This window comes from Pseudochelatococcus lubricantis (assembly GCF_042432495.1).
GTDB lineage: Bacteria > Pseudomonadota > Alphaproteobacteria > Rhizobiales > Beijerinckiaceae > Pseudochelatococcus > Pseudochelatococcus lubricantis.
Genome location: NZ_JBHLXC010000024.1, coordinates 247,461 through 274,291 on the forward strand (window position 1 = coordinate 247,461; position 26,831 = coordinate 274,291).

The following is a 26,831-nucleotide window of genomic DNA, read 5'->3' on the forward strand; positions in this document are numbered from 1 at the left end:
GAATCCCAATGAAACAATGTTACATCGGATCATACAACGGAACAGCGTCGGCGAAAGTGCGAAAACGCCCTTTCCGCCATCGATTCCGCCCCGGCGGTATCACGGCCTGCGGGGCGGCAGCGGCATCCCGGCGGCGCGGGCCGGTCGCGCCGCGCCCTGCCTGATCGCCCCCTGCAGCGCGACGGGCGCGGAGCCCTCCGCAACCGCCTCGGCAGCGGGCGCCGCCGCGAAGGCCTGCGCCGACTCCGGCGCAGCGGGGGCAGCCGCCACGGTCGTCGGCGCCACAGCCGGCTTCCAGCCCGGCGCGGGACCGGTGAAAACGGGGATCGGCGCGACGGCGGCGCGCTTGATGAGCGTGCCGGGCCTCTCGCCCTCGACAACCGTCGTCGGCCGCTGCTGCTGCGCCGTGGCGGTCAGGAAACCGATCGCCGAACCGTCGTCGGCCACGCCGGCGTGGACTGGCGCGTTGTCGTCATCGGCGAGGTGTTGCCGGTTCTTGCCGCAGATTTCCTCGCGCATGTCGGGCGCGGCGGCAACGGGGCCGGGGGGCATGGAATCGAGCTGCCGCGTTCCCGTCCGCGGGCCGGAGAAGCCGCGATCGAACAGCTCCGCCGCGTGGATGGTGCGGGCAGCGGCGGTGCGCTCGCCCAGCAACACCACGATCAACTGCTGGCCGCCGCGCCGCGCCGTCGCGACGACATTGAAGCCGGAGGCGCAGATGAAGCCGGTCTTCATGCCGTCCGCGCCCGGATAGCGTCCGATCAGGCCATTGGTGTTCTGGTAGATCTTCTTGCCGAGTTGAACGCCGCCGATGCCGAAATAGGGGCGGAACTGCGGAAAATCGTTCAACAGCGCGCGCGCAAGCACGGCGAGATCGCGCGCGGTGACGCGCTGGCGCGTATCCGGCAGGCCGTGCGGGTTGACAAAATAGCTGCCGTGCATGCCGAGCCGGCGCGCTTCCCCGTTCATCACCGCGGCGAAGGCATCCACGCTGCCGGCGACATTCTCCGCCAGCACGACCGCGAGATCGTTGGCGGACTTGACCAGCATCATCTTGAGGACGTTATCGACGGTCAGCACGGTGCCGGGCTTGAAGCCCATCCTGGAAGGCGGCGTCCGCGTGGCGTTCGCCGAGACCTTGAGCGGCGTGTCGAGGGACAGGCGCCCGTCGCGCACTTCCTTCAGCACCACGTAGGTGGTCATCAGCTTGGTGACGGAGGCGGGAAACCAAGGGTCGACGGCCTGCTCCTCGTAAAGCACCTGCCCGCTCGCGGCATCCACGAGCAGGGCCGGTCCCGCGTGCGCGCCGCCCGCCGTCAGCGCCGGCACGGCCAGCAGCGCCGCGCCCGCCAAAGTCCCACGCAGCCCGTTTCTCGTCATCCGCATCGTTCCGGTTCCCGCACTTGCCCGCACCGTTTTACAGCGTGCGCGCCCTTAACGCCACCCGCAATGCGGCGTGAGCATGACGCCGGCGGAGGCGGGGGGCGGAAACGGCAGCCAGCGACTGTTTGCCGCATCAGCCCGCCCGCCGCGCGGCCTCCTCCGGTGTGAGCGCGGTCAGGGCGAGGGCGTGCAGGCCCGTCTCGAACTCCGGCGCCAGCAGGGTATTGATCCGGCGATGGCGCTCCACGCGGCTGAGAGCAGCGAAGTCGCGCGAGACGATGGTGACGTCGTAGTGCGTTTCTCCGCCTTCCCGCCATCCGCCGTGGCCGACATGCCGGTGCGATTCGTCATGCACCGCAAGCGTTTCGGGTGCGAATGCCCCGGTCAGGACGCGGACGATGCGCTCGGCGCGCGATCCGTCCTGCCGTGGCGGAGTGGAATTTTCTGTCGTTGACACGGTCGTCTCCCCTGTCGTTTTTCACGGACTCGTTTATCTTCGGTGAGGTATTGTCGTGTTTCATTAGGCCTTGTCCAGCGGTGAAACGATCCCCATAAATGCACTCCCATGAATCTGAACTCGTCCATTTTTGATCGCATCCGTGTCCGCCCCCGAGTCGCCGAGGAAGCCCCTTCGGCGCAAGCGGTCGCGTGCGACCATGCGGGATGCGCAGCCAAGGGAACGTTCCGTGCCCCCAAGGGGCGCGGCCGCGAGAAGGAATACTGGAACTTCTGCCTCGAACACGTGCGCGCCTATAACCAGTCCTACAATTATTTCGACGGGATGAGCGACAACGACGTCGCCGCCTACCAGAAGGACGCGGCCGTCGGCCACCGCCCCACCTGGGCCATGGGCGTCAACCCCTCGGCGCGCGAGACCTGTCGCACCCGCCGGCAGACGAAACCCGGAGAGGCGGATGGCTATCCCGACGGCACGGCAGGCGCCGGCGCGTGGGAGGTCGACGATTCGCTGGGGCTTTTCGGCGCCCGCACGTATCAGGCGCGGCACGCTCCCGCGGAGGACGCACAGCCGCGCCTCTCGGGCACGGCGCTGAAAGCGCTCGACCAGCTCGGCCTCGATGCCGGCGTGGACGCCGCCACGATCAAAGCGCGCTACAAGCTGCTGGTGAAGCGCTTCCACCCGGACGCCAACGGCGGCGATCGCTCGTTCGAGGAACGGCTGCAGGAAATCCTTCAGGCCTACAACACGCTGAAGGCCATCGGCCTTTGCTGACCCGCAGGGGCATACCGGACGCGAGATGACATGACACGGCCAGCCATGGAACAACGGACAGGAAGGCGGAGCCGCACGGCCGCTCCCTCCCGCTGTTCAGGCAACGGCACCAGCCGGAAGGCCGTGCACGTTACCCGATTCGGCGTGGGATGCGCGGTCGCCATTGCGGCGGTCTTGCTGCTGGGCGGCTGCATGTCGAGCGCCGAGATCACCCGCATGAACGCCGAAAACGACAAGGCGCGCTGCTCGGAATACGGCTTCAAGCCCGGCACCGAAGCGTTCGCGAAGTGCCGCTTCGATCTCGACCGGCGCCGGGAGGACGAACGCAACGCCCTCCTCGACGCCCCCATCGGGCCACCCGTCTTCATGTCCGCGCCCGACCGGTGCTGGAACACGCCGTGGGGCTTGCGCTGCGAAACGTGGTGAAGACGCGGGCGCGGCAATTCAGCCTGCCCGCGACACGCCCGCCTGTGTAAAGGTCGCCATTTCACCGTGGCATGCGGCGGCGGCCTTGACGATGCCGGCGGCGAGCGCCGCGCCGGCGCCCTCGCCGAGTTGCAGGCCCAGCGACAGCAGCGGCTTCTTGCCGAGCCGCTCCAGCACCTGCGCATGCGCGCCCTCCGCCGACAGATGGCCCGCCATGCAGTGGTCGATCGCTTGCGGATCGATGGCATGCAGGACCGCGGCCGCCGCGGTAACGGCATAGCCATCGAGCAGCACGGGGATATGTTCGAGCCGCGCCGCCAGGATGGCGCCGGCCGCCGCCGCGATCTCGCGCCCACCGAGGCGGCGCAGCACCTCAAGCGGGTCCGTCAGGTGGCCGGCATGGAAGGCGAGCGCCTCCTCCACGATGGTGATCTTGCGGGCAAGGCGCTCCGCATCTCCGGCCGTCGTCGGCCCTTCCCAGGCGCCGCGCCCGACCCACTGATCCGCCGGCCCGCCGTAGAGCGCGGCGTAAATGGCGGCGGCAACCGTGCCGCCGCCGATGCCCATCTCGCCGATGCTCAGCAGATCGGTGCCGCCGGCGATGGCTTCCATGCCGAACGCCATGGTGGCGACACACGCCTTCTCGTCGAGTGCCTCCTCGCGGGTGATGTCGCCGGTCGGCAGGTCGAGCGCGAGGTCGAACACCTTGAAGCCCAGATCGTAGGACGCGCAGATCTGGTTGATGGCGCCGCCGCCGGCGGCGAAATTGTCGAGCATCTGCCGCGTGACCGCCGGCGGGAAAGCCGATACGCCGCGCGACGCCACGCCATGGTTGCCCGCGAACACGACGACGAGCGGCCGACGCACGGCGGGTTTCGGATTGCCCTGCCAGGCCGCGAGCCATTCGACGGCAGTTTCCAGCGCGCCAAGCGAGCCAACCGGCTTCGTCAACTCCCGATTGCGCGCCTTCACGGCGGCGACGGCGAACTCGTCCGGCCCGGGCAGGACATGGAACAGCCCACGCACGTCATCGAACGGCATTCCAGTGGTGTTCGTCGGGATCATTCTCATCATCCTGCAGATTGAATCATGATACGGGCGTCGCCCTGCATAACAGGCGTCCGGCACGTAGGCGAGCCATAATACAAAGAGGCCAATGAGCCTGACTTGCCAGTCCCGATCAGGCTGCGCGGCGTCTGAGCGGCGCTCATCCGCCCCCGGCCCGAAGACCGGCGCGGACAGTATGACGCCCACACCACGCGCGGCAATTGCCATAGCACACATGCCGCACTATGATCCGGCCTCCCCGACAGATTCGGCACGGTCAGATGCAGATGCCGGGGATTGTCGGGATACGGATAACGTTTGGGCTTTGTGAGCGATCCGTTATCTGCTAACGGACAGCGTCCGGCAGGAATGCGCATTGGGGCGTCGCCAAGTGGTAAGGCAGCGGATTTTGATTCCGCCATGCGGAGGTTCGAATCCTCCCGCCCCAGCCAAATCTTTTCCACAGACTGGAAGCTTTATTTCAAGGGGTTAGCGGGCACCCTTCGGTCTACACTTCCCGCCGGCAGCCCAAAACGGTGGCCCAAGGGACTGCCGATTTTCCGCTGTCGGCCACACCTGCCGCGAGCGACCAACCATGACCGCCGCTGATTTCCATGTCTCAGGCGCAAGTCCAACCTGCTCCGGTGTCGCTATCCTCGCGCTACCTCGCACGCAAGTTCGGCCAGCTTCAGTACAGTATTCCAGTTGCGTGCGGTATTTGGCACGCCTATGCCCCTGTCGAATTTTTCAGCAAGCCTGGACCGGCCGAACCCGCCGGGCGTATGGAGATAGGCGACATTGTCGACCACGGCGATGCGTTCCCCCTCCGATGCAAAGGTGCGCAGGGTCTCGACGACCGCCTCGGCAGGCTGCGCGGCAAGCACGGCCGCGTGGAGGTGCTTAGGCACGTCAACGGCATCCGGAAACGGATTTCGCGCAATCAAGTCGTCCCATTCCGACCGCGTCAGCGCATAGATTGGCTTGTCGAAGTTGAACTCTTGCGCGCATACCTCCGCGACTGTCGCGACTACCGCATCGCGCGACAGCACGCTTCCGAACACGGCATTGCCGCTGTTGATGTAGGTCACAACATGGCGGAAGCCTGCATCCGTCAGTTTTTCGCGCAAAGGCTTCACGGGGAGCTGCGTCTTGCCGCCAATACCGCGGAAGAGTATGATGAAAACGGTTTCCCTGTTCATCCGATCCCTTTCCTTCATACCGGCGGAACATCGCTACGCGCCCCGACTATATCATCGGCGACAGCCTCTTGCTAACTACGGACGGCATCGACCCCTCCGCCACCGAAGATAGAGCAAAGCGCATCAGATTTATCCAGAACCGTTCCCATGTTCAGGCTTGATGCAATAGCGCCCGGTCCGGCGATCGCGATGACGCCGACAACGCTGGAGGCGCCGAACGTTTCCCGGAAAGCGGGAGGTCGGGCACGATCGCCCACAGCAAGGGCGCGCAGCGGAAAGGTGAAGCGGCGTGGAGATCGCGTGTGGTCAGCCGGTGTCGTCGGCGTAGACACGGATATAGCGCCCGCTCACCTCGATTCCGACGAAGCGCTGGTCGAAGACGATGCAGAGCCGTTGGGCTAGTGCCACCACCGCGTCCGTGCTGTCGCTGCGGATGCGTGCGAGCAGTATCTGCCGCCGGCTTCCGTCGAAGACTGCGTCGGCGTGCTGCACGGTGGCGGAGGGAAAGCTGCGAGAGATGGTCTCGCAAAGCCGGTCCATATCCGCGTCGGTGATCGCCCGTTTCGAAGTGTTGGGCAGGTAGACGAGGTGCACCGCCTGGCCGATAACGCTGTCGAGATGCCGGGCGATGACCTCGGCACCGTCGACTTCAAGGGCCGCGTCGGCGCGGATTGCCCGCTCGGCGTCGGCGGCGGTCTGGTCGAAGAGCGTCTCGATCACGGCGTTGGCGCCGCGGCCGGCGTCGATGAGCTGCCGGCACCCCTCCAGATAGCCGAGACGGCGGTCCATCGCCCAGCCGGCCGGTGGCGAGACCGCGATTGCGCGCAGGTTCGAGATCACATCGGCGGTCTTGACGATTCGGGCTTCCGGCGACTTGTGCGCCATGGCGGCGATGCGCTGCCGGCGGCGCTCATCCTTGGGCAGGGTCATGTCGTCGGAGTTCTCGATGACGATCCGGGCCACGCGCGCCCCGAAAGCGGCGGCAAGCTCCTCGGCCGATATCGGCGTGTCCTCGACGACGTCGTGCAGCAGCGCCGCGATCAGGAGTTCCCCGTCCTCGCCGCCAGTGGCGCGGGCGACGAGATCAAGCACCTCGATCAGGTGGTTGATGTAAGGCTCCTGCGCCGCGCCCTTGCGCCGCTGGTTGGCGTGGGCCTCGGCAGCGTAGACGAGAGCGCGCGTCAGCCCGAGAACGTTCGTGCTCATACGGACGTCCCCTGGCGCGCCGCGCAGCCACGAGCGAGCGGCGGATCGCCGTCTTTCCCGGCGACGAGCGCCCTTCGCGTATTCTCCGAGCCCATGCCAAACCTCCGCCCGCGCGCTGCGGAATATATGTCGCGCCGCGGTTTTATGCACGTGAACTTTGTGCGACGACGGCAGAGGACGCCGGCATTGAGGCAAGGAAATTAAAATCGGCAACACGAGCTTGGAGCGCCGATTTCATCGAAATTTCCCGGTTGCTTCCCGGAAAGCGGAGCCCCCCGACCGGTTCGTGCCGGATTGCCTCGTCAGCCAACATCGTCCATCGCTTTCAGGGAGACGCCTGACCGAGAGGCACGCCACGGGCGAGTAACTGGTCGACCGCTTCATCAATTGCGGCCAACAGGTTGCCGGCACTTGCACTTTCGGAATCGTCTTCCGCGGTGGGAGCTGCGGCGTCCCGTTGCGGCGGCAGCCATGCGAAGCCCGGGTGGGCAAAGGTGCTCACAACGGCGAGCAGACGCCAACCGGGCGGAATGAGTGCCCGCTCACGCGCTTCCCCTACCCGCTCCTGCAGCCGCGCAGCCCAGGTGAAAACCCGCGCGATGCGCTCGCGGGCCTGATCGGCGTCAACATAGGCGCCGCCCCATGGAAGCTGGACAAACAGGGCCAAGGGGCCCTCGACAAGATAATAATGAACCGCCCAGCTATTGACGCCATATCCGTCAAACCCGACAAGGACGTAATCCTGCAGGGCGGGATCGCTGCTTGCCTCGTTCCGGAAGGACTCGATCCCGTAGGGTGTCACATCGATCTTGCGGGTCGCAAAAACATGATCGCCCGCCGTCTGCAATTGCGACGCGAGGGCGGCCGGCGCGGGCGGGAACGGCAAACCCTCCTCCTGAAATAGCGTACGTGCAAGTTCCGTTGGAGACTGTGTCATAATAACCTCGTTGCTGTACCCGGGGCGATATCTGCACATCCGGTCGATAAGCAGGCTGTGGCAGGACATGAGATTCGGATGGAGAAAGTAAACTCTTGTAAAACTCTTTTTTGTCAGCCGGATCTTATTGCCAGCTCACGCGCGCCGTAACTATTTGTTGCGTTGCAATACATTCGGAAAAGGTGCATCGAGCGCGGATTTTCCCACCGGTCCGGCTCGATAATGCGCTGTTCGGACGCGAGTCTGCCAACATGCGCCTTCACGAAGTGCAGCCTGGCAACGGCAGCGTCACATTCCTCCTTTTGCAGCTTGTCCGACAGCATGGCCCGCAGATCCTGCGGCTTCAGCTTTGCGATGGCGGACGCCATCCCCGTATCGATGACGCCCGGGAGCCGGACACCGTGAAAGCCGTTGTCGTGCGCGGTGCCAAAGCTGCCATGGTGCTGATAGAGAACATCGGGATCCGAAGGATGCTTTCCAAAACACTGATCGTTGTCGACGCCCCTCACAACGGCTCTGTAGCCGTCGTAGTGGATCAGCATATTGCCGCCATGCCGGTCGATTTGGCCGGCAATCGCGTCGACGAGCTGCAATTTGGTCAGTTCACGCCGAACTGCGCCGTTCTCCAGTATTGCATCGGGCAGATCATAGGCAGGCTGGCCCCGGGGCAATTCCGTCATGATGCCGACACGGCGCTCGACGCTGCGCGGCGACAGCTTGTAGAGGCATAGCCGCGTGTCGACCACCACGTCAAATCCCAGGTGCCTTGCCAAAAGGGAGGAAGCTATGTTGCGCAGTTCATAATGCGGCGACGGCCCGATGCCGATCAGGTGCGCCCTCCAGCCCACCGACCCGTCAAGCGATTTGATGACGACGTCCCGCTTTCCGTCCGGTGCATCAATCCTGGCCGAAAAAACCGTTCCATGAAAACCGGCCCTCACTATTCTCAAGTCTTCATCGACAATTTCGGGTCTTGTATCGTGTGTCCATGGAACGTCATTCTCCGCATAAACCTCTTTGTACCGCCGTTCCACGAGCGCCTTCCGGGGGTCTGGTGAGGCCATGGCCGCTTCCCGCTCTGCCTGCGACAGCTCAATAACCTCGCTGCGCGTCTCCTCAGACAGATCGATAAAGGCACCGCGCATGGCAGCGGATGGCAAACTGAGGCAGCATTCCCGCTCCGCCGGCGTCAACTGACTAACAACGGCGTCCCGCAGGCTGGCGGATAACTCACTAAAGACGCCGCGCATTTCAGCAGACGGCAGGTCGAGGCAGGCTCTTCGTTCCTCCGGCGAGAACTTCAGATAACTTGCCTTGCGCTCCTTCAGGGCGTAGTGGCCCGTTCCTGCAGCCACATCAAGCAGCAGAAGCGCCCGGTTCGACATACGCTCGATTTCCGATTGGCCGCAATCGGTCCATTTGTGCTTCAGCACGTCTTTCAACTTCTCGGGTTCCTGAAGCGCGCGCTCCAGGCGCTCGCACCCGTCCAGCCCCGAAGTAAGCCTGGCCCCCACCATGCTCAGAATTCTCTCCGCCTTCTGCTTCGCAGACAAGCCGAGAAAATGCTCTGTCAGGAGGGTGGACAACCCGCCGACAAGGTTCCGGACACGCAAATCTATGTCCTGACCCGTCGCAGGCGGCGCCCATTTCAGATGAACACCCAAGGCACCCGATGCCATATCGCATTGACCTGAGCCGGCCGTCCCGATCTGCTGTTTGTTGACTGGGCCCACCATAGTGCCTGCTCCTAGCCGCGGATGGCGCCGGACATGTAGACCGCCTCGTCATGGACAGGGGTCTGCACGGCCTCTTTCCGCGCATCCTCTCCCAATTCGCCCATGATCTGCCCGGCGGCGGCGATGAACTGCATGAGCGCCTCCTCAAGTCGCTGCGGATCGAGCGCGTCGACAGCAAGCCGCTTCGCCAGCACGATCCAGCCGCTCTGCGAATCGAGCCCAAGAGCGCCCCCGTACGTTTGCGTGCCGTAGAGGTTCAGCTCCATGCACTTGCGAAACAGGGATTCCGGCACGGCCGGACTCATGAATTGAACGGGCTGATGCAGCAGGAGAGCGCTGCCTGCGTCTGTCGACGAGATGGTCAGCTCCAGGCCCGGCCCGTATTCGAGAGCGCAATTGCCGTTGGGGTCGAGACGCAGGTCCACCCCGGACCGATCGGACAGTATTGATAGCAATTTTTCGAGAGACATGCTACGCCTCAAACCGGTAAGATTGCGATATTATTATATTACGATTTAAAAATCGTAATTTTTCATTAAAAAATATAGATATTACATTGATTTATCACCCTATTTAAATTTATTTTTTCTGTAAATATAATTTCTATATTCCGAGCTGGATGGCTATCTCGCGTGCGCAGTAGCTGTTTTTCGGATTGCAGTGCTTCTTGATAAGCGGTGAAGAGCCCCACTCCTCCGGCGTTATGATCCTTCCTGCGGAGGCGAGCTTCGCAAGATGCGCTTTCACGGCGGCCAGTCGGGCAACAGCCGCATCGCATTCTTCCTCATTCACCTTGTCCGCCAGCATGACGCGCAGATCCGATGACCGCAGCTTCAAGATGGCGGCAGTCATTTTGGTATCGACGACGCCCGGAAGCTCGACGCCGCGACGCCCGTTTTCCTTGACTGTATTGAAAAAGGAATGGGGCTGAAAGAGTTCGTTGGGATGCAAGGGATGTCTTCCAAGACATTGATCATTGTCGATGCCCTTTACGACGGCCTTGCCATCGACCATATGGATCAGCATGTTGCTGCCGTGGCGGTCTATTTGCCCCACGATCGCATCGACGAGCTGCAACTTGGTCATTTCACGCTGAACGTTACCATTTTGCAGCGTCGCAATGGAGCGCCCGCAAACGCAACTGCCGCGTGCTTGCTCCATCATGATGCCGACCTGTTGATCGGCGTGCAGCGGCGATGACTTGTAGAGGCACAGTTGCGTATCGACCACCACATCGAATCCAAGGCTCTTTGCGACGAGGGAGGTGGCTATGTTGCGCAATTCATAATGCGGCGGCGGCTGGACGCCCAGTATTTCAGAACCCCAGCCAATCCAGTCGTTAAGCGGTTTGATGACAACAGTCCGGTTTCCGGTGGGCGTATCGATCTTCGTAGAGAAAACTGTATTTGAGGTACCGCTCCCAAGACTTTTCAACTCCCCGTTGACAATTGCAGGCTTGGTATCGCGTGTCCATGGAATACCGTTTCTTTCATAAAGCTCCCTGTGCTGCCGCGTTTCGTGAAGAACCTGTTCAGGATCACGCGAGGCCATGACCGACTCACGTTCTGCTTGCGATAGGCTGTTAACCTCACTCCGCTGGGCGGGAGACAGGTCAATAAAAGCCCATCGCATGCCAGCAGACGGCAAATTGAGGCAGCACTTCCGTTCCCATGGCGAAAATTTCAAATAAATTTCTTTGTGTTCAAGCAACGAGTACTGGTCTACGCCGGCAGCCAGATCGAGCAGAAGAAGCGCACGATTCGACATGCGCTCGGCCGACGAACCGCCACAATCTTCCGACTTGTGCGTCAGCAGAGCTTTCAACTGATCGGGATTCTGAAGAGCGCGCTCCAGACGCTCGCATTCCACCTGACCAAGATTGCGGTCGGCCCTCGCCATGCCCAGGAGTCTCTCCGCCTTCTGCTGTGCAGACAGGCCGAAGAATGATCCGTGCAAAATTTTGGCCAGTCCGTTGGCAATATTATTGATGCGCAAATCCGTATCTTGGGGCGGTGTCGCGGAGGTCCGCTTCAGCTCTTTCCCTAAAGAAGGAAGCGCATCTTTCAACTGTACCGCATCATGATTCAGGATCTGCTTTTGATTGAGGGGACCCAACATGATAGCTGCTCCTTGTCGGTGCCGCTTTGGCTGCCATCGAGGGACTGATAGGGAAAACCGGGAGCGCTCACCGTCTGCATCGCGCCGCGAAAGCGACGAGCATCGGCGGAGGCGCCAAACCGTCGTGCAGCAATAACGCGCGTGCGCGTTCCGCTGATGATCGCGTCATAGTGACCTCGGTTATACGCCGAAACCGCTAAGTATAGAGCACACCAACAAATGTGAAATCACTGGGTTTATAGATATTAATACCCTATAATTTATTCATATCTTTCCCGCTATAGCACGTTCAAAATAACTGTTTTCCCGAGTACAGTGGATTTTGATGAGCGGCGAGGATTCCCACTCGTCCGGCCTGATCACCCGCCCTGCGGATGCAAGCGTGTCGATATGCTTCTTCACGGCGGTCAGCCTGGCGACGGCAGCGTTGCATTCTGCCGTATTAAGCTTGTCTGACAGCATCGCCTCCAGGTCCGCCGATTTCATCTTGCTGATGACAGACGCAATCGCGCTGTCGATGACCTCCGGGAGCCTGACACCGCGAAGACCGTTGTCGTAATCGGTGTTGATAAGACGATGAGACTGGTAGAGACCGTTAGGGTCCGAGGGGTATCTTCCAAAACACTGATCGTTGTCGATGCCCTTTACGGAAGCGTTGCCGCCCGCCAGATGGACCATCATATTGCCGCCGTGACGGTCGGCTTGCCCGACGATCGCATCGACCAGCTGCAACTTGGTCATCTCGCGGCGGACATTGCCGTGTTCCAGCGTCTTGACGGATTGGTCAGCAGCGCTTTTGCCGCTCGCGAATTCCATCATGATGCCGACTTGTTGATTGTCACTCGTTCGCGACGGCTTGTAGAGGCACATCTGCGTATCGACCACGACATCGAACCCAAGGCTTTTTGCAACGAGGGAGGTGGCTATGTTGCGCAACTCGAAATGCGGCGGCGGCGTAATACCAATGGTCTGCGCCACGGTGCGGAGAACAGTATCGTTGAGCGGCTTGACGACGACATCCCGCGCGCGTCCCGGCGTATCCGCCATGGCCCTGTAAACCGTATTGATGGCGCCGGCCCCCAGCTCCCTCAGCTCTCCGTTGACGATCGTGGGTCTTGTATCGTTTGTCCACGGAACTCCGGCTTGCCGATAAAGTTCTTTTTGCGCCCCATGCCGAATAGCCTGCTCGGGGTTTGGCGAAGCCGCGATCACTTCGCGTTCGCGGTTCGACAGTTTAACGAACTCAACCCGCATCTCGGCGGACAAGCGGCCGAAGCAACCGCGCGCGGCGGCGGATGGCAACGCAAGACAGGCCAGCCGCTCCGGCGGCGAGAGATTCACATAGCTTTCCTTGCGCTTCCTCACGGAGTCCAGGTCTACGCCGGCAGCCAGATCAAGCAGAAGCAGCGCCCTGTTGGACATGCGCTCGTATTCCGACTGGCCGCAATCGGTCCATTTGTGCTTTAGCAGCCCTTTCAACTTCTCCGGCTCCTGAAGCGCACGCTCCAGGTGTTTGCACTCAGCCTCACCGGGAGCGAGCCTCGCCCCCAACATATCCAGAAGTCTCTCTGCCTTCTGCCTGGCAGACAAGCCAAAAGTCGCCCCTGTCATGAGTTCCGCCAGTCCGCCGGTGAGATTCCGGATACGCAAGTCGATGTTCTGAGGCGTCGTTGCGGAGGTGCGTCTCAAATCAACTCCCAAAGCAGGAGTCGTATTATTCAAAGGCACCGCGGCATAATTCTGAATATCCTGTCGCGTGATAGGGCCCAACATGGTGCTTGCTCCTGGACCGCCTTCCGATCGGATGGAATCATCTGGTTGGTGAAAACTCTCTCGACATCAAAACCTGTTGACCATGGCCTGCATTCTTGGAATCGCGTCATGTCCTGGAGCAGTTTTCATTCAAGTCGATCCATCGATTAGAGCGCACGGCCTGATTGCGTCGGAACGTCTAGCGTTAGCCACGGATGAGGCCGGACATGCGGACCACCTCGTCGTGAAACGGCGTTTTCAGGGCCTCTGTTACTTGCGCCCCTTCACTCAACTCGCCCACGATCCGTCCAGCGGCGGCAATGAACTGCACGAGCGCATCCTCAAGCCGGGAAGGATCGAGCGAGTCGACGGCAAGCCTTTTCGCCAACACAATCCAGCCGCCCTGCGGATCAAGCCCGAGCATGCCGCCATGCGTCTGTATGCCGTAGAGGTTCAGTTCCATGCACCTGCGCAAAACGGCTTCCGGCGCCACTTGGCTCAGAAATCGAACAGGCTGATGTAGGAGCAGGCCACTGCCCGCGTCCACCGACGAGATGGTCAACTCCAGGCCTGGGCCGTATTCAAAGGCGCAAGCACCGTTGGAGTCGAGACGAAAGTCCGCCCCCGATTTCTCCGAAAGTGTTGAAAGCAGTTTTTCGAGAGACATGCAAACCCCCAGACCTTACGCCGCACCCTTTGGTTTTCTTGCATATATACTTGCGGTTTTTTCTTTAAATGCGTTTCAGAAAGCCTCACAAAGGAAGATAGGCCGATTCCAGGCAGTTATGACGTCCAACAGACGACCTATAATAGCCTGCTGACGAGCGGGTACGTTCACTGAAAAAGCTATTTTCATATGATACGTTCTCTTTGTGCTATAGCGCGCGCGAAATAACTATTTTCTCTATTGCAATATATATTGACAAGCGGCGAATGACTCCATTGTTCCGGCGCGATGACGCGCCCGGCGGAGACGAGCCTTTCAACGTGCGCCTTCACATTATTCAGCCTGTTAACCGCGGCACGACACTCTGCCTGGCTCAGCTTGTCCGACAGCATGGCCTGCAGATCAGCCGGCCTCAGCTTGTTGATAGCAGACGCCATCCCGCTGTCGATGACCCCCGGGAGCCTGACGCCGCGAAGGCCGTTGTCGCGCCTGGTACCAAAACGGTCATGGGGCTGATAGAGATTATCGGGATTCGAAGGATATATTCCAAAACACTGATCATTATCGATGCCTTTCACGACGGCCTTGCCTCCGCCTAGATAGATCAGCATGTTGGCGTTATGCCTGTCGGCTTGCCCGACAATCGCATCGACCAGCTGCAACTTGGTCATCTCACAGCGAACATTGGCGTTCCCCAGAGTCCTGACGGGCTCCGCATAGACCGCCCGCCCCTGTGCAAATTCCATCATGATGCCAACTTTAGCAGGCGTGGGCAGCCGGCTCTGATAGCCACGCTCCGGCGCTGATTTGTAAAGACATAGCTGCGTATCAACCACGACATCGAACCCCAGGCGCTTCGCGACGAGGGAGGTGGCAATGTTGCGCAGTTCATAGTGCGGCGGTGGCACGATGCCAATTGCCTGCGACGCGGTGCCGAACACAGAGTTGTTAAGAGGCTTGATGACGACACCCCGCGTTCCGTCCGGCGTATCGATCTTGGTGCAAAAAACCGTATTAAACGCACCGGATCCAAGCTTTTTCAACCCTTCGCTAACTATCGCAGGCCTGGTATCGCGTATCCAGGGAATGCCATTTCGTGTATAAAGATCCTTGTAAAGTTGCTTATAGCGCCTTTCCTCGAGTAACTGTCCGGCGTTAGGCGAAGCCATGACCGCTTCCCTTTCCGTCCTCGACAATTTAATGGCCTCGCCCCGCAGGTCGGGGGGCAGGTTGAGAAAGGCACCGCGCATGACAGCGGATGACAAACCGAGGCAGCATTCCCGTTCCGACTGCGACAACTTCTCGACAACGACGCCCCGCATATCCGCGGACAGGTCGATAAAGGCACCGCGCATGGCAGCGGACGGCAACTGAAGGCAAGTCTTCCGCTCCGCCGGCGAAAGATTCAGATAGACTTCCTTGCGTTGCTTCAGGGAGCGCGGATCGACCCCAGCAGCCAGATCAAGCAACAGCAAAGCCCGGTTCGACATGCGTTCGACCGCCGAGCCGCCGCAATCCTCCGACTTGTGCTTCAGCAGCGCCTTCAACTGTTCTGGTTCCTGAAGCGCGTGCTCCAGGCGCTCGTATTCAATCTGGGTGGAAGCAAGCCTATTCCCTACGATATGCAGAATGAACTCTGCTTTCTGCGTTGATGAAAAGTCAAATGCAGCCCCTGTCATAATTGTTGACAGTTTTCCAATAACATTCCGGACACGCAAATCTATGTCCTGAGGCCTTGCTGCGGCCGCCCGCCTCAGGTCAAATCCCAATGCACGGGACGCATTGTTCGGAGGCGCTGCAGCATGATTTTGAATTTGCTGTTTTTGAACCGGGCCCACCATAGTGCCTGCTCCTATCCGCGGATGGCGCCGGACATGTAAACCGCCTCGTCATGGACAGGGGTCTGCACGGCCTCTTTCCGCGCCTCCTCTCCCAATTCGCCCATGATATGCCCGGCGGCGGCGATGAACTGCATGAGCGCCTCCTCAAGTCGCTGCGGATCGAGCGCGTCGACAGCAAGCCGCTTCGCCAGCACGATCCAGCCGCTCTGCGAATCGAGCCCAAGAGCGCCCCCGTACGTTTGCGTGCCGTAGAGGTTCAGCTCCATGCACTTGCGAAACAGGGATTCCGGCACGGCCGGACTCATGAATTGAACGGGCTGATGCAGCAGGAGAGCGCTGCCTGCGTCTGTCGACGAGATGGTCAGCTCCAGGCCCGGCCCGTATTCGAGAGCGCAATTGCCGTTGGGGTCGAGACGCAGATCCACCCCGGACCGATCGGACAGTATTGACAACAATTTTTCGAGAGACATGCGGCACCCTCAAAATGTGACGCTCCATGCCAGGAGACCTCTCTATATATAGCAAGATATGTCGCCATGGCGATATATTTTTCGCAGGCCGCATTCACTTTCTTTATGCCACCAGAAATAATTTTCTCTATTTTACATTACATGGCTTTTTAAATGGCTTTCTTCCCTGTTACTTTCGGCGCCTGCGAGCGAAAGCCGCGGCGGAAGAATGATTCCGTTTCCGGTGGCCGGGCGATCATGCCGATGCCGGCTTGCCTCCGGCGGCGACTGCAACTAACCACCGGATAACGCGGGAGGCAGGCGGTAGAATCATGAAGACAATCCTGATCGATCTTGACGGCACGCTGGTCGATGCGGCGCCCGGCATCATTCGCAGCTGCCAGATCGCGTTGGCAGCGCTCGGCGAAAAAGAGCCGCCGGCGTCGGAACTGCGCTGGATCGTCGGTCCGCCGCTCCGGCAGAGCTTCGCGCGGCTGCTCGGTGGCGACGAGCGCGTTCAGGACGCGCTGGCGCACTATCGCTCATTCTATTCCGGGCAGGGTATTTTCGAGGCCACCCCCTACGAGGGCGTTCACGACGCCATACGCGCCCTCAAGGCAGGAGATACCCGGCTCTTCATCTGCACGTCCAAGCTGCGGCCCTTCGCGCAGCGTGTGGCCGGGCACTTCGGCCTGCTTCCTCTATTTGACGGCATCTACGGCGCGGAACCCGACGGCCGTTTCGAAAACAAGGGCGATCTGATCGCGCACATCCGGGAGTGCGAGGATTTCTCCCCGGACAGGGCCTGCATGATTGGCGACCGTCTGCACGACATCGACGCGGCACGGCGGCATGGCGTGAAATCCGTCGGGGCCTTGTGGGGCTACGGTGGGCGCGATGAACTCGTGGCGGCCGGTGCGACAGTGCTTTGCGAACAACCCGCCGCGCTGCCGGACATCGTAGCCGGCCTGCTTGCGTAGCGAACAGGCCGGCCGCAGCTATGCCTTGCGGAACGTCAGGCGACTGTGGCCGAGGTAGTTCAGAACCGGGCCTACGATCACCGTCAGCGCCAGTGTCGCAGCAGGCGGGAAGGCGAACCTTTCGCCGATAAGGGCCGCGATGACACCCCACACGAGCACGACTGAATTCGCGATCTGGAAGCGCACGAAGCCCTGCCAGGACAGAGCCGCCGCGAAGGTCCACAGGCAGTTGATGTAGTAGGACCAGATGCTGGCGACGAAATAGCCGAGGCAATTGCCGGCAAGCTGCGAACCGCCCGCCGCCACGACGAGGAAGAAAACCGCGGCGTGAACCAGCGTCGCCACGCCGCCGACAGCACAGAAGCGCACGAAACGGTGACGGAGCAAGCGCTCCACGAGGGTTCGCATCGTCTCCGCCGTCACGTCTGCCCCGCCCCGCCCGGCGCGCCGCCGTGGGCGGCCTCCTGCTGCCCGCCCTCGCCCCGCCCGTAGATCTCACGAATGACGAAGACCGGCCGCTGCTTGGTTTCGAGATAGGTGCGGCCGAGATACTCACCCAGTATGCCGATGCCGATCAGCTGCACGCCACCCATGAACAGGATTGCCGACATCAGCGAGGCATAGCCCGGCACGCTGCGACCGCCGATGAGCGTCGAGACGATGAGGATGAGTCCATACAGAAAGGCAAGCCCAGCGATGGCCGCGCCGACGTATGTCCATACCCGCAGCGGCCAGGTGCTGAAGCTGGTAATGCCTTCGAGCGCCAGATTCCACAGCCGCCACTTGTTCCACTTCGTCGAGCCCGCGACCCGCTGTTCTCGAACGAATTCCACCCGTGCCCGGCGGAAGCCCACCCATGCGAAGATGCCCTTCATGAAGCGCTGGCGCTCCGGCAGGGCGTTGATGACATCGACCACCCGCCGCGACATCAGGCGGAAGTCGCCCGTGTTCTCGGGGATGGGCGTCTCGGCGATGGCGTTGTTGAGCTTGTAGAACGATTCGGCCGAAAAACGCTTCAGCCAGGTGTCGGAGCTGCGGTCGGCGCGCCGCGCCTCGACCACGTCGTAGCCCTCGTCGGCCCACAGGCGCACCATCTCGGGAATGATCTCCGGCGGATCCTGCAGATCGGCGTCGATGGGGATCACGGCGTCGCCCCTCGCCACCGTCAGGCCGGCGGTCAGCGCCGCCTCCTTGCCGAAGTTGCGCGCCAGCTCCACCACACGCACGCGCGCATCAGCGGCGGCACGCGCCTTGAGGATCTCCAGCGTCCTGTCCCGGCTTCCATCGTCGACGCAGACGAATTCGAAATCGTACGCCGGCAGCGTCCGGTCGAGCAGCCCCGTCAGGCGTGAGAAGAAAGCGTCGATAGCCTCCTCCTCGTTGTAAAAGGGCGTTACGATCGACAACAGCATGCCCTGCTTCCCGCTCCCTCAACGCATCAGAACCTGTGGAGGCAGAGACCACGCTGATGCATCCGCCTGTCATTGCGGCATACTACGGAATGGATGAACGTACAAATGCGCACTTCCCGCCGGGACATCACGGCAGACGGGCGCGGAAGGCAGGTCATTTCCCGCCGTGAGTGCCCGTCGGCGACGGGCCGGCGCCTTGCAGCGACGCCGGGCAATTTCTTCCCTGCGCTTCGCGGCGCATGAACAGACGCCACATGTCCGCAACCGGCGGCAGCCACGAGTGGAGAATGATGCGTCCTTCCGGATCGACCAGTTGCATGAGCCGGTCGTTGTCCGCAGCCTGCACTGCCGGATCGCACGCCAGCATGGATGCCCGCTTCCACACGTTATGCGACTGGCGCATCTGTCGCGACACGCTCCAGTTATGGAGATGGGTGGCCGCCGCCGCGGTTCCCAGCACGATGCAGAGGGCGATGCGCGCCAGCCTCGCGCCTGAGGCCGCCCGCAGAACGAGGGCCATGCAACAAACCACAAAGACGATGACCCAGAGATAGGAGACGCGCGTGTCGAGATATCCGCACAAGTCCCATTCGACGCACCAAAGCTGCTGCTTGCTCGTCACCGCAAGCGGCAGCGTGACGTAGACCGCGCAGACCAGAGCAAGAACTCCCGTCAGAGCTGGTGCACGGATGCCCTCCAGACCACTCGAACAGTAATAGATACAGACAGCGGCTCCCGCCCCTACTGCCGCAGCCTGCAGATACGCCGTCCACGGGAACGGGATATACAGGACATCGATCCGAGGCAACACGGTGCCCGCCAGGATGTGTCTGGCAACCGTCTCCAGCAGCCTGGGCGCGTCGAGAGCGACATCGTGCCCACCGTATTGCGTCGGATGGGCCAGGCCGAATCCGACATAGGCCACGAGCACCAGCGCCACGGCCCATACATCGTCGTGGAAGCGCGGCGCACGAGCGAGGCTGCGCACGATCCGCTCGAAGCTGTCACCGGAGCGGGACGCGCGGACGATGCGAGTCACATACTCCGCAAGGAGCAGCGCGGTTCCAAAAACGAAGGAAAACTCACCAAAAACCATGCCCAGCACGAAAAGCATCCACGCGAGGGCCGACAGGAGGCGAGGCCACAGCGTGTCTGCGGCATCGGACAACCTGAAAAAAACAAGGCGGGAAACAATGATGAAGATGAAGGGAACGGTGTTCTGCAACGGATAGCTGTTCGGCGGCATGTGCTCATACGCAAGAGGATGAAGAACAACCAGCAAAATGAACAGGAGGACGCTTATATCCGCCCTGACGAGCTTGGATACGTAGATGGAAAACAGCCAGAACTGAAGCAGATACAGCAGCAGGATGACCGACATGCCGCCGATGCCGCCAGCGAGATACGCGCCGAAGGTATTGAGGCGAGCCATCAGCAGTTGGCCAACACGCCCCTGATAGGTGGCAAGGTACCGGACGTGAGCTTCGACAGCTTCCGGCCCGGACAGATAATTGAAGAAAAACTCGACATCGTCCGCTGCTATCCTGTACCCGTATACGTACAGACGCATGCTCATAAAAACTATAGCGGCAATCAGCCCAATGATGACAGCGCGCCCCATGGCGTTCGCAGGCGGCTCCATATGTGGACCGGGTCCGCTACGGTTCATATTCATCATGGACTTCTTTGAGAATTATTGACGACAATGGCCGTATTTACAGACCGCTGCCGACGATAGCGCTGCACTCCGTAGGTGTCAACACAGGCTGCAGATAAAGCAAATTCAGCGAAAGTGAACGCCGCTTTCGCGTCCGAAATTGCGTAAAAAAACAATGGCATAGACCATTATTGCATTTCAGTGAAACGCAGAAATGGCCTGACGCATCAAACCAGAAACAGGCACCATTTCTTTGGCTAAATTTGACACAAAAATAAATGGTCCAGGCAGTATCATGATTCTGATTTGAAAAATCCAGAATCATGCTCTGCAAGTATTTGACTTTGAGCAAACTCTTATTGTCCGGATGGCTCCATCAGCTCGGAAAGCGCTCCGGCGCCCGCCACATGAAGGCGTACCCTCACACCCCCAGATACGCTTCCAGCACGCGCGGATGGTCGAGCAGTTCCTCGCCCGTGCCCTTCAGCACGATCTCCCCGGTTTCGATCACGTAGGCACGGTGGGCGATCTTCAGCGCCTGGCGCACGTTCTGCTCCACAAGGAAGATGGTCAGTCCCGCCTCGTTGATCGTCCTGATGATGCGGAATATCTCCTGCACGATCAGCGGCGCGAGGCCCATCGACGGCTCGTCCAGCAGCAGGACGCGCGGCCTCGCCATTAGGGCGCGGGCAATGGCCAGCATTTGCTGCTCGCCGCCGGAGAGGTTGCCGGCGAAGCCGTCGAGCCGCTCGCGCAGTCGCGGAAACAGGCCGAGCACATGCTCGAAGTCGGCGGCGATGGCATCCGTGTCGTTGCGGTGATAAGCGCCGAGTTCCAGGTTTTCGCGTACCGTCAACCGCGTCAGGATGGCGCGACCTTCCGCCACCTGCGACAGGCCGAGGTGAACGATCCGGTGCGGGGCAAGGCGGGTGATGTCCCGCCCCGCGAACAGCACCTTGCCCCCCGCTTTCGGCACGAGGCCGGAGAGCGCGAGCAGCGTCGTGGACTTGCCCGCGCCGTTCGCGCCCACGAGCGTGGTGATCTCGCCCTCGTTCAGCACGAAATCGATGCCCTTCACCGCCTCGACATGCCCGAAATTGACCTTGAGGCCGGAAACCTCCAGAAGCGCGCCCATCAGGCCGTCTCCCGCGTATCAGCGTCGTCGTCGCGGCCCAGATAGGCCTCGATGACGTCATGGTTGTTGCGCACCGCCTCGGGCTTGTCGCAGGTGATGATGCGGCCGAAGTTCAGCACGGCGACCCGCTCGCACAGCCCCATGACGAACCGCATGTCGTGCTCGATCAGGAAAATGGTATAGCCGCGCGCGTTGATGGCGCGCACGGCGCTCATCAGCTCAGTCTTCTCGGCGGGGTTCATGCCGGCGACCGGCTCGTCGAGCAACAGGAGGCGCGGCTCGGTGGCCAGCGCGCGGGCAATCTCCAGCCGGCGCTGCTCTCCATAGGAGAGCGTGTCCGCGATCTCGCCCGCCTTGCCTGCGAGGCCTACCCAGCCGAGCAGTTCCAGCGCCCGTGCCCGCGCCGCCTCCTCCTGCGCGCGGTAGCGCGGCAGCGAGAACAGCATCTCGGCGACGCCGTAGTTGATGTGGCGGTGCCGGCCGACGAGCACGTTCTCCAGCAGCGACATCTCGTTGAAGATGCGGATGTTCTGGAAAGTGCGCGCGATGCCGAGCCGCGTGATCCTGTGCGGAGCGAGGCCCGCGAGGTCTGTGCCGTCGAAGGTAATGGTGCCGGAAGTCGGCGGGATCAGCCCCGTGATCAGGTTGAACACCGTCGTCTTGCCGGCGCCGTTGGGGCCGATAAGGCCGAAGATCGCGCCCTGCGGCACCTTCAGGCTCACGTGGTCGAGCACCTTGAGGCCGCCGAACGACTTGGAAATGGAGGCGAGTTCCAGCATCGTCCTACCTCCTCGCGCCGAACCAGTTGCGGATGCGCGCCGGGTCCCACAGGCCGTTGGGCAGGAATAGCACCACCGACACCAGAATGAGGCCGTTGACGATCAGCCGGAAATCGGCAAGCCCGCGCAGCAGTTCCGGCAGCAGGGTGAGGAAGAACGCGCCGATCACCGGCCCGATCAGCGAGCCGATGCCGCCGAGGATCGCCATGGTGAGGATTTCGACGCCCCTGTCGAAGCCGTATTCCTGCGGGCCGATGAAGAAGGTGAGATGCGCGTTGAGCGCGCCCGCGAGCCCCGCGATGGCAGCGCCCAGGACGAAGGCGAGCAGCTTGTGCGCGCGCAGGTCGATGCCCATCAGGCCCGCCGCCGTCTCATCCACCTTGATCGCCTCGAAGGCGCGGCCGGTCTTCGAGCGATGCAGCCGCGCGAGCATGAACACCACGATGGCGAGCGCCAGCGCCACGTGCCACCACTGCGTCTGCTGCGGAATGCCGTTCAGCCCCAGCGCGCCGCCGGTGATGCTTTCCGTGTTGAGGATGACGACGCGCACCACCTCGCCGAAGCCGAGCGTCGCCATGGCGAGATAGACGCCGCCGAGCCGCAGCACCGGCACGCCGATGGCGAGCGCCACCAGCGAAGGCGCGGCCATGGCGACGACGAGCGAGAGCGCGAAGGGCGAATCGTAGTTCATCGTCGCGAGCGCACCCGCATAGGCGCCGATGCCCATGAACGCGGCGTTCGCCAGCGCCAGCAGCCCGCAGGCGAGCGTGAGCCAGATGGAGAGCGCGAGCAGCGCGTTGATGCCGAGCGTCAGGATGAGGTTGGAATAAACGGCCCAGAACTCGTCGAACCAGAGAAGAAATGCGTCCATGATCAGGCTTTCCGTTCGCTCGCCTTGCCGAACAGGCCGGTGGGCCGCACGAGCAGGATCAGGAACAGCAGGCCGAAGGCCACCGCATCCCGCATGGTGGAGCCGATATAGGCCACTGCGAACACTTCAGCGAAGCCGAGGAACAGCCCGCCGATGAGCGCGCCGCGAATGTCGCCCATGCCGCCGAGGATGATGACCGCGATGCCTTTGTGCAGCATCGGCTGTCCCATCAGCGGATAGACCGCATTGGAATAGAGGCTGATCATGACGCCCGCGGCGCCGCCGAGCGCGGCCGCGAGAAACGAAGTCTTGCGCAGAAGGCCCTCGACATCGATGCCGAGCAGCGCGGCCGCCTTCGGCGACTCCGCCACCGCCCGCAGCGCCTTGCCGATGGAGGTGCGCCGCAGCCCGAGCAGCAGCAGCACCATGATGGCGAAGGTGAGCAGGATGATGCCGATCTCGACCGCCGTGATATGCAGGCCGCCGGCCTCGATGGCCTCATCCGGCACCACGCCCGGCGGAAAACGCAGGTTGTCCGCCCCGAAGATGCCCTGGACCGCGCTGTTGAGCACGATGGCGACGCCGATGGTCGCAATCATGGGAATAAGGTGCGGCGCATGGCGTTTGCGCAGCGGCGACAGCACCAGGATGTCGATGACGAGCCCGAAGAGGCCGCTGACGAGGAAGGCGACGATCAGCGCCGCCCAGATCGGCAGCCCGGCCAGAACCACGGCCTGCAGCGCCGCGTATGCGCCGACCATGAACACAGCGCCATGCGCGAGATTAATCACGCCGAGCACACCGAAGATCAGTGTGAATCCCAGCGCGAACAGCGCATAGACACTGCCGAGCGACAGCGCGTTGACGAGTTGTTGGGCAAGCATCTCAAAAACAGTTCCCGCAGCGGGCGAAAACCCGCCGCTTCCGGTGCCGGGGAAACTCCCCTTGACGAACAAGAAACGCGCCCGGCAGCACGCCGGGCGCGGACGATCACTTGACGATCTGGTAGGCACCGTCCTTCGTCACGGAGACGATCGGCTGCTGATCGGCGTCGTAGCCTGCCGGCTTGCCGCTCTTGTCGACCGCCTGGCGGAACTTGAAGGGGCCGGTCACGCCGGTCCAGGAAACATCCGGCAAGGCATCGCGCAGAGCGGCGCGGTCCTTGGCGATGTCGCCCGAAAGCTGGACCTTCTTCAGCGCCTCGGCCACGATGTGGAGGGCGTCGTAGGTCTGCGCGGCGAACTGGTCGGGCGCCAAGCCGAACTTCTTCGTATAGGCCTCGATGAACTTCTTGTTTTCGGGCGTGTCGTTGCTCGCCGACCACGGGCTGCCGACCCACAGATTGTCGGACGCGCCCTTGGCAAGCTCGAAGATCTTCACCGAGTTGACGCCGTTGCCGCCGACGAAGGGCAGATCGATGCCGAGCTGGCGCGCCTGCACGAGAATCGGCGCGCCTTCCGCCAGCAGCGCCGAGAGCACGATGGCATCCGGCCCGCTTGCCTTGATCTTGGTGAGCTGCGCCTTGAAATCGACGTCGCCCTTGGCGAAGGTTTCCGTCGTGGTGACGGGGATGTTCTGGTCCTTCAGTGCCTTGGCGAAGTTGTCGTAGCCGGACTTGGTGAACACGTCGTCGTTGCCGTAGAGCACCGCGACCTTCTTGACGCCTTCCTTTTCCACCACCGTCTTCAGCGTCACGGGCAGCACGTCCGCCTCGGTGACGGAGTTGCGGAAGATGTAGTTGCCGACCGCCGTGATGCCGTCCGCCGTGTTCGAGGTGCCGAAAACCGGCGCCTTCGCGGCCTGGGCGATGGGGTTGGCGGCAGAGGCGGAGTTGGAGAGCGTCGGGCCGAAGATCAGCAGCACCTTGTCCTGGAAGATCAGCTTCTTGTAGACGTTGATCGCCTCTTCCTTCTTGCCCTGTTCGTCCTCGACCACGAGCTTGATGGTGTTGCCGTTGACGCCGCCGGCCGCGTTGATCTCCTCCGCGGCGAGTTCGAAGCCGTTGCGAATCGCCGCGCCGTACTGGGCGGCGAGCCCGCTCAGCGCAGCCGCGACGCCGAGCTTGACCTCGGCCGCCTGTGACGCCACCGTGCTTGCACCGATAGCAAGCGCAACGATCGCCGATCTCATAAACTGCATCGAACTCTCCCCGGGATCGATCTGGTTGTGGAAATCGCTTCCCGGCGGAGTACACGCAATGCCCAGAATCAAGGCACGCACCCGCCGGACGCGCGACACGAAATTTCGTTCGGATTATCGTTGTTGATCACGCGCCGCATTCCGTCAAGATGCTTGCGTAATAAAATTGCAACAGGTGTCAATTATCGCAGCGCTGCCGCCATTCCGGGCAGCGCCGGCGGGCAGAGCAGATCGAAAAAGCGCCATACGCCAATAGTTTGAAACGCAACCAACCGCCCTGCCGGTTCGCGGCCGATTGCAGAGCTGCGACATCTCTGTTATCACTGCGATGTTCGATATGACGGATCGGGAGAGTTCGGTCCAGTCCGACGCCGATGGAGCAACCGCCCCGGAAACTCTCAGGCACAAGGGACCATCCGTCAGGACGATCTGGAGAGAGGCGCGCCGGCTGCCGGACGCGCCCACCGAAGGGGAAGGCGTTCGCGCGGGTGACTGCACGAACGGCTCAAGCTCTCAGGTACAGGGACAGATGGGGCGCTCGACCGACCGGATTTTCCGGTCGCCCGGCCGCTTCATACAGGACCTGAGACCATGTCCCATATTGCCATCGTCGGCGCCGGCATCACAGGCGTGACCGCCGCTTATTCCCTTGTCACGCGCGGCTATGACGTCACCGTCATCGACCGTTGCCGCTATCCCGCCATGGACACATCCTTCGCTAACGGCGGCCAGTTGTCCGCCTGCAACGCGGAGGTGTGGAACAGGGTGTCCACCATCCTCAAGGGGCTCAAGTGGATGCTGCGCAAGGATGCGCCGCTCCTCGTCAACCCCATGCCCTCCTGGCACAAGTATTCCTGGATGGCGGAGTTCGTGGCCGCCATTCCGCATTACCGCGCCAACACCATCGAGACGACGCGCCTGGCGATCGCCGCACGTCAGCATCTGTTTTCCGTCGCCGAGACCGAGAACATCGATTTCGATCTCGAAAAGCGTGGCATCCTGCATATTTTCCACGACAAGAAGAGTTTCGACGCCAGCGCCCGCGTCAACACGCTGCTGACCGAGGGCGGCCTCGAACGCCACGCGGTCACACCCGCGGAAATGCGCGACATCGAGCCCGCGTTGATGGGCAGCTATTTCGGCGGCTTCTTCACGCCGTCCGACTCCACCGGCGATATTCACAAGTTCACCCGCGGCCTCGCGGAAGCCTGCCAGCGGCGCGGCGTGCGCTTCATCCAGGACGCCATCGTCACCCGCATCGCCCGCGCAGGCGGGGACGACGCGGCCGGCTTCGTCATCCATTACACGCCCGCCCTGCCGGATGCCGGCCTCGCGCCGGAACAGACGGCGGCGGAGCAGGACCTGAAGGCCGACGCGGTCGTCATCTGCGCGGGCGCGGCAAGCCGCAACCTCGCCGCCTCGCTCGGCGACCGCCTCAACATCTATCCGGTGAAAGGCTATTCGATCACCGTGCATAGCGACCGGGCCGAGTCGCAGGCGGCGACGCCGACCGTGAGCCTGCTGGACGAGGCAGCCAAGATCGTCACCAGCCGCCTTGGCGTCAATCGCCTGCGCGTGGCGGGCACGGCCGAGTACAACGGCTTCAACCGTGACATTCGCGCAGACCGCATCCAGCCGCTCATCGACTGGGTGCGCCGCGAGTTCCCCGCCGTCGATACCGACCGCGCCGTGCCGTGGACAGGCCTGCGGCCGATGATGCCGGACATGATGCCGCGCGTGCGTCGCGGGCGCGTCAAGGGCGTGTTCTATAATACCGGCCACGGCCATCTGGGCTGGACGTTGTCGGCCGCGACCGCCGAACTCATCGCGGAGCAGGTCAAGGCCGATTACCCGGTGGCGTAGGCA

25 protein-coding genes, 1 tRNA gene and 1 riboswitch are annotated in these 26,831 nt (G+C 62.1%); of the genes, 5 read left to right on the forward strand and 21 right to left on the reverse strand.

Annotated elements, in window-relative coordinates; all coding sequences use genetic code 11:
* Window positions 1-99 precede the first annotated feature (99 nt).
* Window positions 100-1,380: a D-alanyl-D-alanine carboxypeptidase family protein gene (locus ACFFJ7_RS20330; protein ID WP_377594850.1), complete on the reverse strand. Its 1,281-nt coding sequence runs from the start codon at window positions 1,378-1,380 to the stop codon at window positions 100-102.
* A 136-nt stretch (window positions 1,381-1,516) separates the two neighbouring features.
* Window positions 1,517-1,840: a BolA family protein gene (locus ACFFJ7_RS20335; protein ID WP_343042604.1), complete on the reverse strand. Its 324-nt coding sequence runs from the start codon at window positions 1,838-1,840 to the stop codon at window positions 1,517-1,519.
* Between the two features lie 108 nt (window positions 1,841-1,948).
* Between ACFFJ7_RS20335 and ACFFJ7_RS20340 the strand changes: the two genes are divergently transcribed.
* Window positions 1,949-2,614, forward strand: coding sequence for a J domain-containing protein (locus ACFFJ7_RS20340; RefSeq protein WP_377594852.1), 666 nt, complete (start codon window positions 1,949-1,951; stop codon window positions 2,612-2,614).
* Window positions 2,615-2,737: 123 nt separating this feature from the next.
* Entirely contained in the window at window positions 2,738-3,040 is a 303-nt protein-coding gene (locus ACFFJ7_RS20345; protein ID WP_377594854.1) for a hypothetical protein, read from the forward strand.
* A gap of 18 nt (window positions 3,041-3,058) precedes the next feature.
* Here ACFFJ7_RS20345 and cobT read toward each other — a convergent pair whose 3' ends face one another.
* A complete protein-coding gene (gene cobT / locus ACFFJ7_RS20350; protein ID WP_377594856.1) occupies window positions 3,059-4,114 on the reverse strand; it encodes a nicotinate-nucleotide--dimethylbenzimidazole phosphoribosyltransferase in 1,056 nt (351 codons plus the stop codon).
* Window positions 4,115-4,464: 350 nt separating this feature from the next.
* Between cobT and ACFFJ7_RS20355 the strand changes: the two genes are divergently transcribed.
* Window positions 4,465-4,539 (forward strand) — tRNA-Gln (locus ACFFJ7_RS20355).
* A gap of 198 nt (window positions 4,540-4,737) precedes the next feature.
* Here the strand turns inward: ACFFJ7_RS20355 and ACFFJ7_RS20360 are convergent.
* From ACFFJ7_RS20360 to ACFFJ7_RS20405, 10 genes are all read right to left on the reverse strand, one after another.
* A complete protein-coding gene (locus ACFFJ7_RS20360; RefSeq protein WP_377594858.1) occupies window positions 4,738-5,286 on the reverse strand; it encodes a DUF1697 domain-containing protein in 549 nt (182 codons plus the stop codon).
* A gap of 306 nt (window positions 5,287-5,592) precedes the next feature.
* Entirely contained in the window at window positions 5,593-6,492 is a 900-nt protein-coding gene (locus tag ACFFJ7_RS20365; RefSeq protein ID WP_377594860.1) for an HD domain-containing protein, read from the reverse strand.
* A gap of 325 nt (window positions 6,493-6,817) precedes the next feature.
* A complete protein-coding gene (locus ACFFJ7_RS20370) occupies window positions 6,818-7,378 on the reverse strand; it encodes a hypothetical protein (RefSeq protein ID WP_166954889.1) in 561 nt (186 codons plus the stop codon).
* Between the two features lie 164 nt (window positions 7,379-7,542).
* Window positions 7,543-9,165, reverse strand: a complete 1,623-nt coding sequence (locus tag ACFFJ7_RS20375; RefSeq protein WP_377594863.1) for a hypothetical protein — start codon at window positions 9,163-9,165, stop codon at window positions 7,543-7,545.
* An 11-nt stretch (window positions 9,166-9,176) separates the two neighbouring features.
* Window positions 9,177-9,635: a CesT family type III secretion system chaperone gene (locus tag ACFFJ7_RS20380; RefSeq protein ID WP_377594866.1), complete on the reverse strand. Its 459-nt coding sequence runs from the start codon at window positions 9,633-9,635 to the stop codon at window positions 9,177-9,179.
* 133 nt (window positions 9,636-9,768) lie between these two features.
* Window positions 9,769-11,283, reverse strand: a complete 1,515-nt coding sequence (locus ACFFJ7_RS20385) for a hypothetical protein (protein ID WP_377594868.1) — start codon at window positions 11,281-11,283, stop codon at window positions 9,769-9,771.
* A gap of 264 nt (window positions 11,284-11,547) precedes the next feature.
* The gene (locus ACFFJ7_RS20390) at window positions 11,548-13,056 is read right to left on the reverse strand and encodes a protein kinase family protein (RefSeq protein WP_377594870.1); all 1,509 of its coding nucleotides are present in this window, start codon (window positions 13,054-13,056) and stop codon (window positions 11,548-11,550) included.
* A 184-nt stretch (window positions 13,057-13,240) separates the two neighbouring features.
* Complete coding sequence (locus ACFFJ7_RS20395) at window positions 13,241-13,702, reverse strand: CesT family type III secretion system chaperone (RefSeq protein WP_377594872.1); 462 nt, start codon at window positions 13,700-13,702, stop codon at window positions 13,241-13,243.
* A gap of 185 nt (window positions 13,703-13,887) precedes the next feature.
* Window positions 13,888-15,543: a hypothetical protein gene (locus ACFFJ7_RS20400; RefSeq protein ID WP_377594874.1), complete on the reverse strand. Its 1,656-nt coding sequence runs from the start codon at window positions 15,541-15,543 to the stop codon at window positions 13,888-13,890.
* 11 nt (window positions 15,544-15,554) lie between these two features.
* On the reverse strand, window positions 15,555-16,013 hold the full coding sequence (locus ACFFJ7_RS20405) for a CesT family type III secretion system chaperone (RefSeq protein ID WP_377594876.1): 459 nt from the start codon (window positions 16,011-16,013) through the stop codon (window positions 15,555-15,557).
* Window positions 16,014-16,324: 311 nt separating this feature from the next.
* On the opposite strand from ACFFJ7_RS20405, the gene ACFFJ7_RS20410 reads away from it, so the two are divergent.
* On the forward strand, window positions 16,325-16,972 hold the full coding sequence (locus tag ACFFJ7_RS20410; RefSeq protein ID WP_377594878.1) for an HAD hydrolase-like protein: 648 nt from the start codon (window positions 16,325-16,327) through the stop codon (window positions 16,970-16,972).
* A gap of 18 nt (window positions 16,973-16,990) precedes the next feature.
* On the opposite strand, the gene ACFFJ7_RS20415 is transcribed toward ACFFJ7_RS20410, so the two are convergent.
* The 8 genes from ACFFJ7_RS20415 to ACFFJ7_RS20450 form a co-directional block, all read right to left on the reverse strand.
* On the reverse strand, window positions 16,991-17,380 hold the full coding sequence (locus ACFFJ7_RS20415; RefSeq protein ID WP_166951511.1) for a GtrA family protein: 390 nt from the start codon (window positions 17,378-17,380) through the stop codon (window positions 16,991-16,993).
* An 11-nt stretch (window positions 17,381-17,391) separates the two neighbouring features.
* Window positions 17,392-18,384 carry a glycosyltransferase family 2 protein gene (locus tag ACFFJ7_RS20420; protein WP_166951514.1) on the reverse strand — a complete coding sequence of 331 codons (993 nt, stop codon included), beginning with the start codon at window positions 18,382-18,384 and terminating at the stop codon, window positions 17,392-17,394.
* Window positions 18,385-18,538: 154 nt separating this feature from the next.
* Complete coding sequence (locus tag ACFFJ7_RS20425) at window positions 18,539-20,062, reverse strand: hypothetical protein (RefSeq protein ID WP_377594881.1); 1,524 nt, start codon at window positions 20,060-20,062, stop codon at window positions 18,539-18,541.
* Window positions 20,063-20,462: 400 nt separating this feature from the next.
* A complete protein-coding gene (locus ACFFJ7_RS20430; protein ID WP_377594883.1) occupies window positions 20,463-21,176 on the reverse strand; it encodes an ABC transporter ATP-binding protein in 714 nt (237 codons plus the stop codon).
* A complete protein-coding gene (locus tag ACFFJ7_RS20435) occupies window positions 21,176-21,955 on the reverse strand; it encodes an ABC transporter ATP-binding protein (protein WP_377594885.1) in 780 nt (259 codons plus the stop codon). Before ACFFJ7_RS20435 ends, ACFFJ7_RS20430 begins: the two co-directional genes overlap by 1 nt.
* A gap of 4 nt (window positions 21,956-21,959) precedes the next feature.
* Window positions 21,960-22,826 carry a branched-chain amino acid ABC transporter permease gene (locus tag ACFFJ7_RS20440; protein ID WP_166951529.1) on the reverse strand — a complete coding sequence of 289 codons (867 nt, stop codon included), beginning with the start codon at window positions 22,824-22,826 and terminating at the stop codon, window positions 21,960-21,962.
* Window positions 22,827-22,828: 2 nt separating this feature from the next.
* Window positions 22,829-23,710, reverse strand: a complete 882-nt coding sequence (locus ACFFJ7_RS20445; RefSeq protein ID WP_166951532.1) for a branched-chain amino acid ABC transporter permease — start codon at window positions 23,708-23,710, stop codon at window positions 22,829-22,831.
* 106 nt (window positions 23,711-23,816) lie between these two features.
* Complete coding sequence (locus ACFFJ7_RS20450) at window positions 23,817-24,965, reverse strand: ABC transporter substrate-binding protein (RefSeq protein ID WP_166951538.1); 1,149 nt, start codon at window positions 24,963-24,965, stop codon at window positions 23,817-23,819.
* Between the two features lie 335 nt (window positions 24,966-25,300).
* Window positions 25,301-25,390: riboswitch (glycine riboswitch) on the forward strand.
* A 166-nt stretch (window positions 25,391-25,556) separates the two neighbouring features.
* Between ACFFJ7_RS20450 and ACFFJ7_RS20455 the strand changes: the two genes are divergently transcribed.
* The gene (locus ACFFJ7_RS20455) at window positions 25,557-26,828 is read left to right on the forward strand and encodes a D-amino acid dehydrogenase (protein ID WP_377594888.1); all 1,272 of its coding nucleotides are present in this window, start codon (window positions 25,557-25,559) and stop codon (window positions 26,826-26,828) included.
* Window positions 26,829-26,831: the final 3 nt, after the last annotated feature.

Coding starts and splice junctions, on each gene's coding strand:
- ACFFJ7_RS20330 (WP_377594850.1), bottom strand. CDS start 1,380: ATGACGAGAAACGGGCTGCGTGGGACTTTGGCGGGCGCGGCGCTGCTG.
- ACFFJ7_RS20340 (WP_377594852.1), top strand. CDS start 1,949: ATGAATCTGAACTCGTCCATTTTTGATCGCATCCGTGTCCGCCCCCGA.
- cobT (WP_377594856.1), bottom strand. CDS start 4,114: ATGATGAGAATGATCCCGACGAACACCACTGGAATGCCGTTCGATGAC.
- ACFFJ7_RS20360 (WP_377594858.1), bottom strand. CDS start 5,286: ATGAACAGGGAAACCGTTTTCATCATACTCTTCCGCGGTATTGGCGGC.
- ACFFJ7_RS20365 (WP_377594860.1), bottom strand. CDS start 6,492: ATGAGCACGAACGTTCTCGGGCTGACGCGCGCTCTCGTCTACGCTGCC.
- ACFFJ7_RS20375 (WP_377594863.1), bottom strand. CDS start 9,165: ATGGTGGGCCCAGTCAACAAACAGCAGATCGGGACGGCCGGCTCAGGT.
- ACFFJ7_RS20380 (WP_377594866.1), bottom strand. CDS start 9,635: ATGTCTCTCGAAAAATTGCTATCAATACTGTCCGATCGGTCCGGGGTG.
- ACFFJ7_RS20385 (WP_377594868.1), bottom strand. CDS start 11,283: ATGTTGGGTCCCCTCAATCAAAAGCAGATCCTGAATCATGATGCGGTA.
- ACFFJ7_RS20390 (WP_377594870.1), bottom strand. CDS start 13,056: ATGTTGGGCCCTATCACGCGACAGGATATTCAGAATTATGCCGCGGTG.
- ACFFJ7_RS20395 (WP_377594872.1), bottom strand. CDS start 13,702: ATGTCTCTCGAAAAACTGCTTTCAACACTTTCGGAGAAATCGGGGGCG.
- ACFFJ7_RS20400 (WP_377594874.1), bottom strand. CDS start 15,543: ATGGTGGGCCCGGTTCAAAAACAGCAAATTCAAAATCATGCTGCAGCG.
- ACFFJ7_RS20405 (WP_377594876.1), bottom strand. CDS start 16,013: ATGTCTCTCGAAAAATTGTTGTCAATACTGTCCGATCGGTCCGGGGTG.
- ACFFJ7_RS20410 (WP_377594878.1), top strand. CDS start 16,325: ATGAAGACAATCCTGATCGATCTTGACGGCACGCTGGTCGATGCGGCG.
- ACFFJ7_RS20415 (WP_166951511.1), bottom strand. CDS start 17,380: ATGCGAACCCTCGTGGAGCGCTTGCTCCGTCACCGTTTCGTGCGCTTC.
- ACFFJ7_RS20420 (WP_166951514.1), bottom strand. CDS start 18,384: ATGCTGTTGTCGATCGTAACGCCCTTTTACAACGAGGAGGAGGCTATC.
- ACFFJ7_RS20425 (WP_377594881.1), bottom strand. CDS start 20,062: ATGATGAATATGAACCGTAGCGGACCCGGTCCACATATGGAGCCGCCT.
- ACFFJ7_RS20430 (WP_377594883.1), bottom strand. CDS start 21,176: ATGGGCGCGCTTCTGGAGGTTTCCGGCCTCAAGGTCAATTTCGGGCAT.
- ACFFJ7_RS20435 (WP_377594885.1), bottom strand. CDS start 21,955: ATGCTGGAACTCGCCTCCATTTCCAAGTCGTTCGGCGGCCTCAAGGTG.
- ACFFJ7_RS20440 (WP_166951529.1), bottom strand. CDS start 22,826: ATGGACGCATTTCTTCTCTGGTTCGACGAGTTCTGGGCCGTTTATTCC.
- ACFFJ7_RS20445 (WP_166951532.1), bottom strand. CDS start 23,710: ATGCTTGCCCAACAACTCGTCAACGCGCTGTCGCTCGGCAGTGTCTAT.
- ACFFJ7_RS20450 (WP_166951538.1), bottom strand. CDS start 24,965: ATGCAGTTTATGAGATCGGCGATCGTTGCGCTTGCTATCGGTGCAAGC.
- ACFFJ7_RS20455 (WP_377594888.1), top strand. CDS start 25,557: ATGTCCCATATTGCCATCGTCGGCGCCGGCATCACAGGCGTGACCGCC.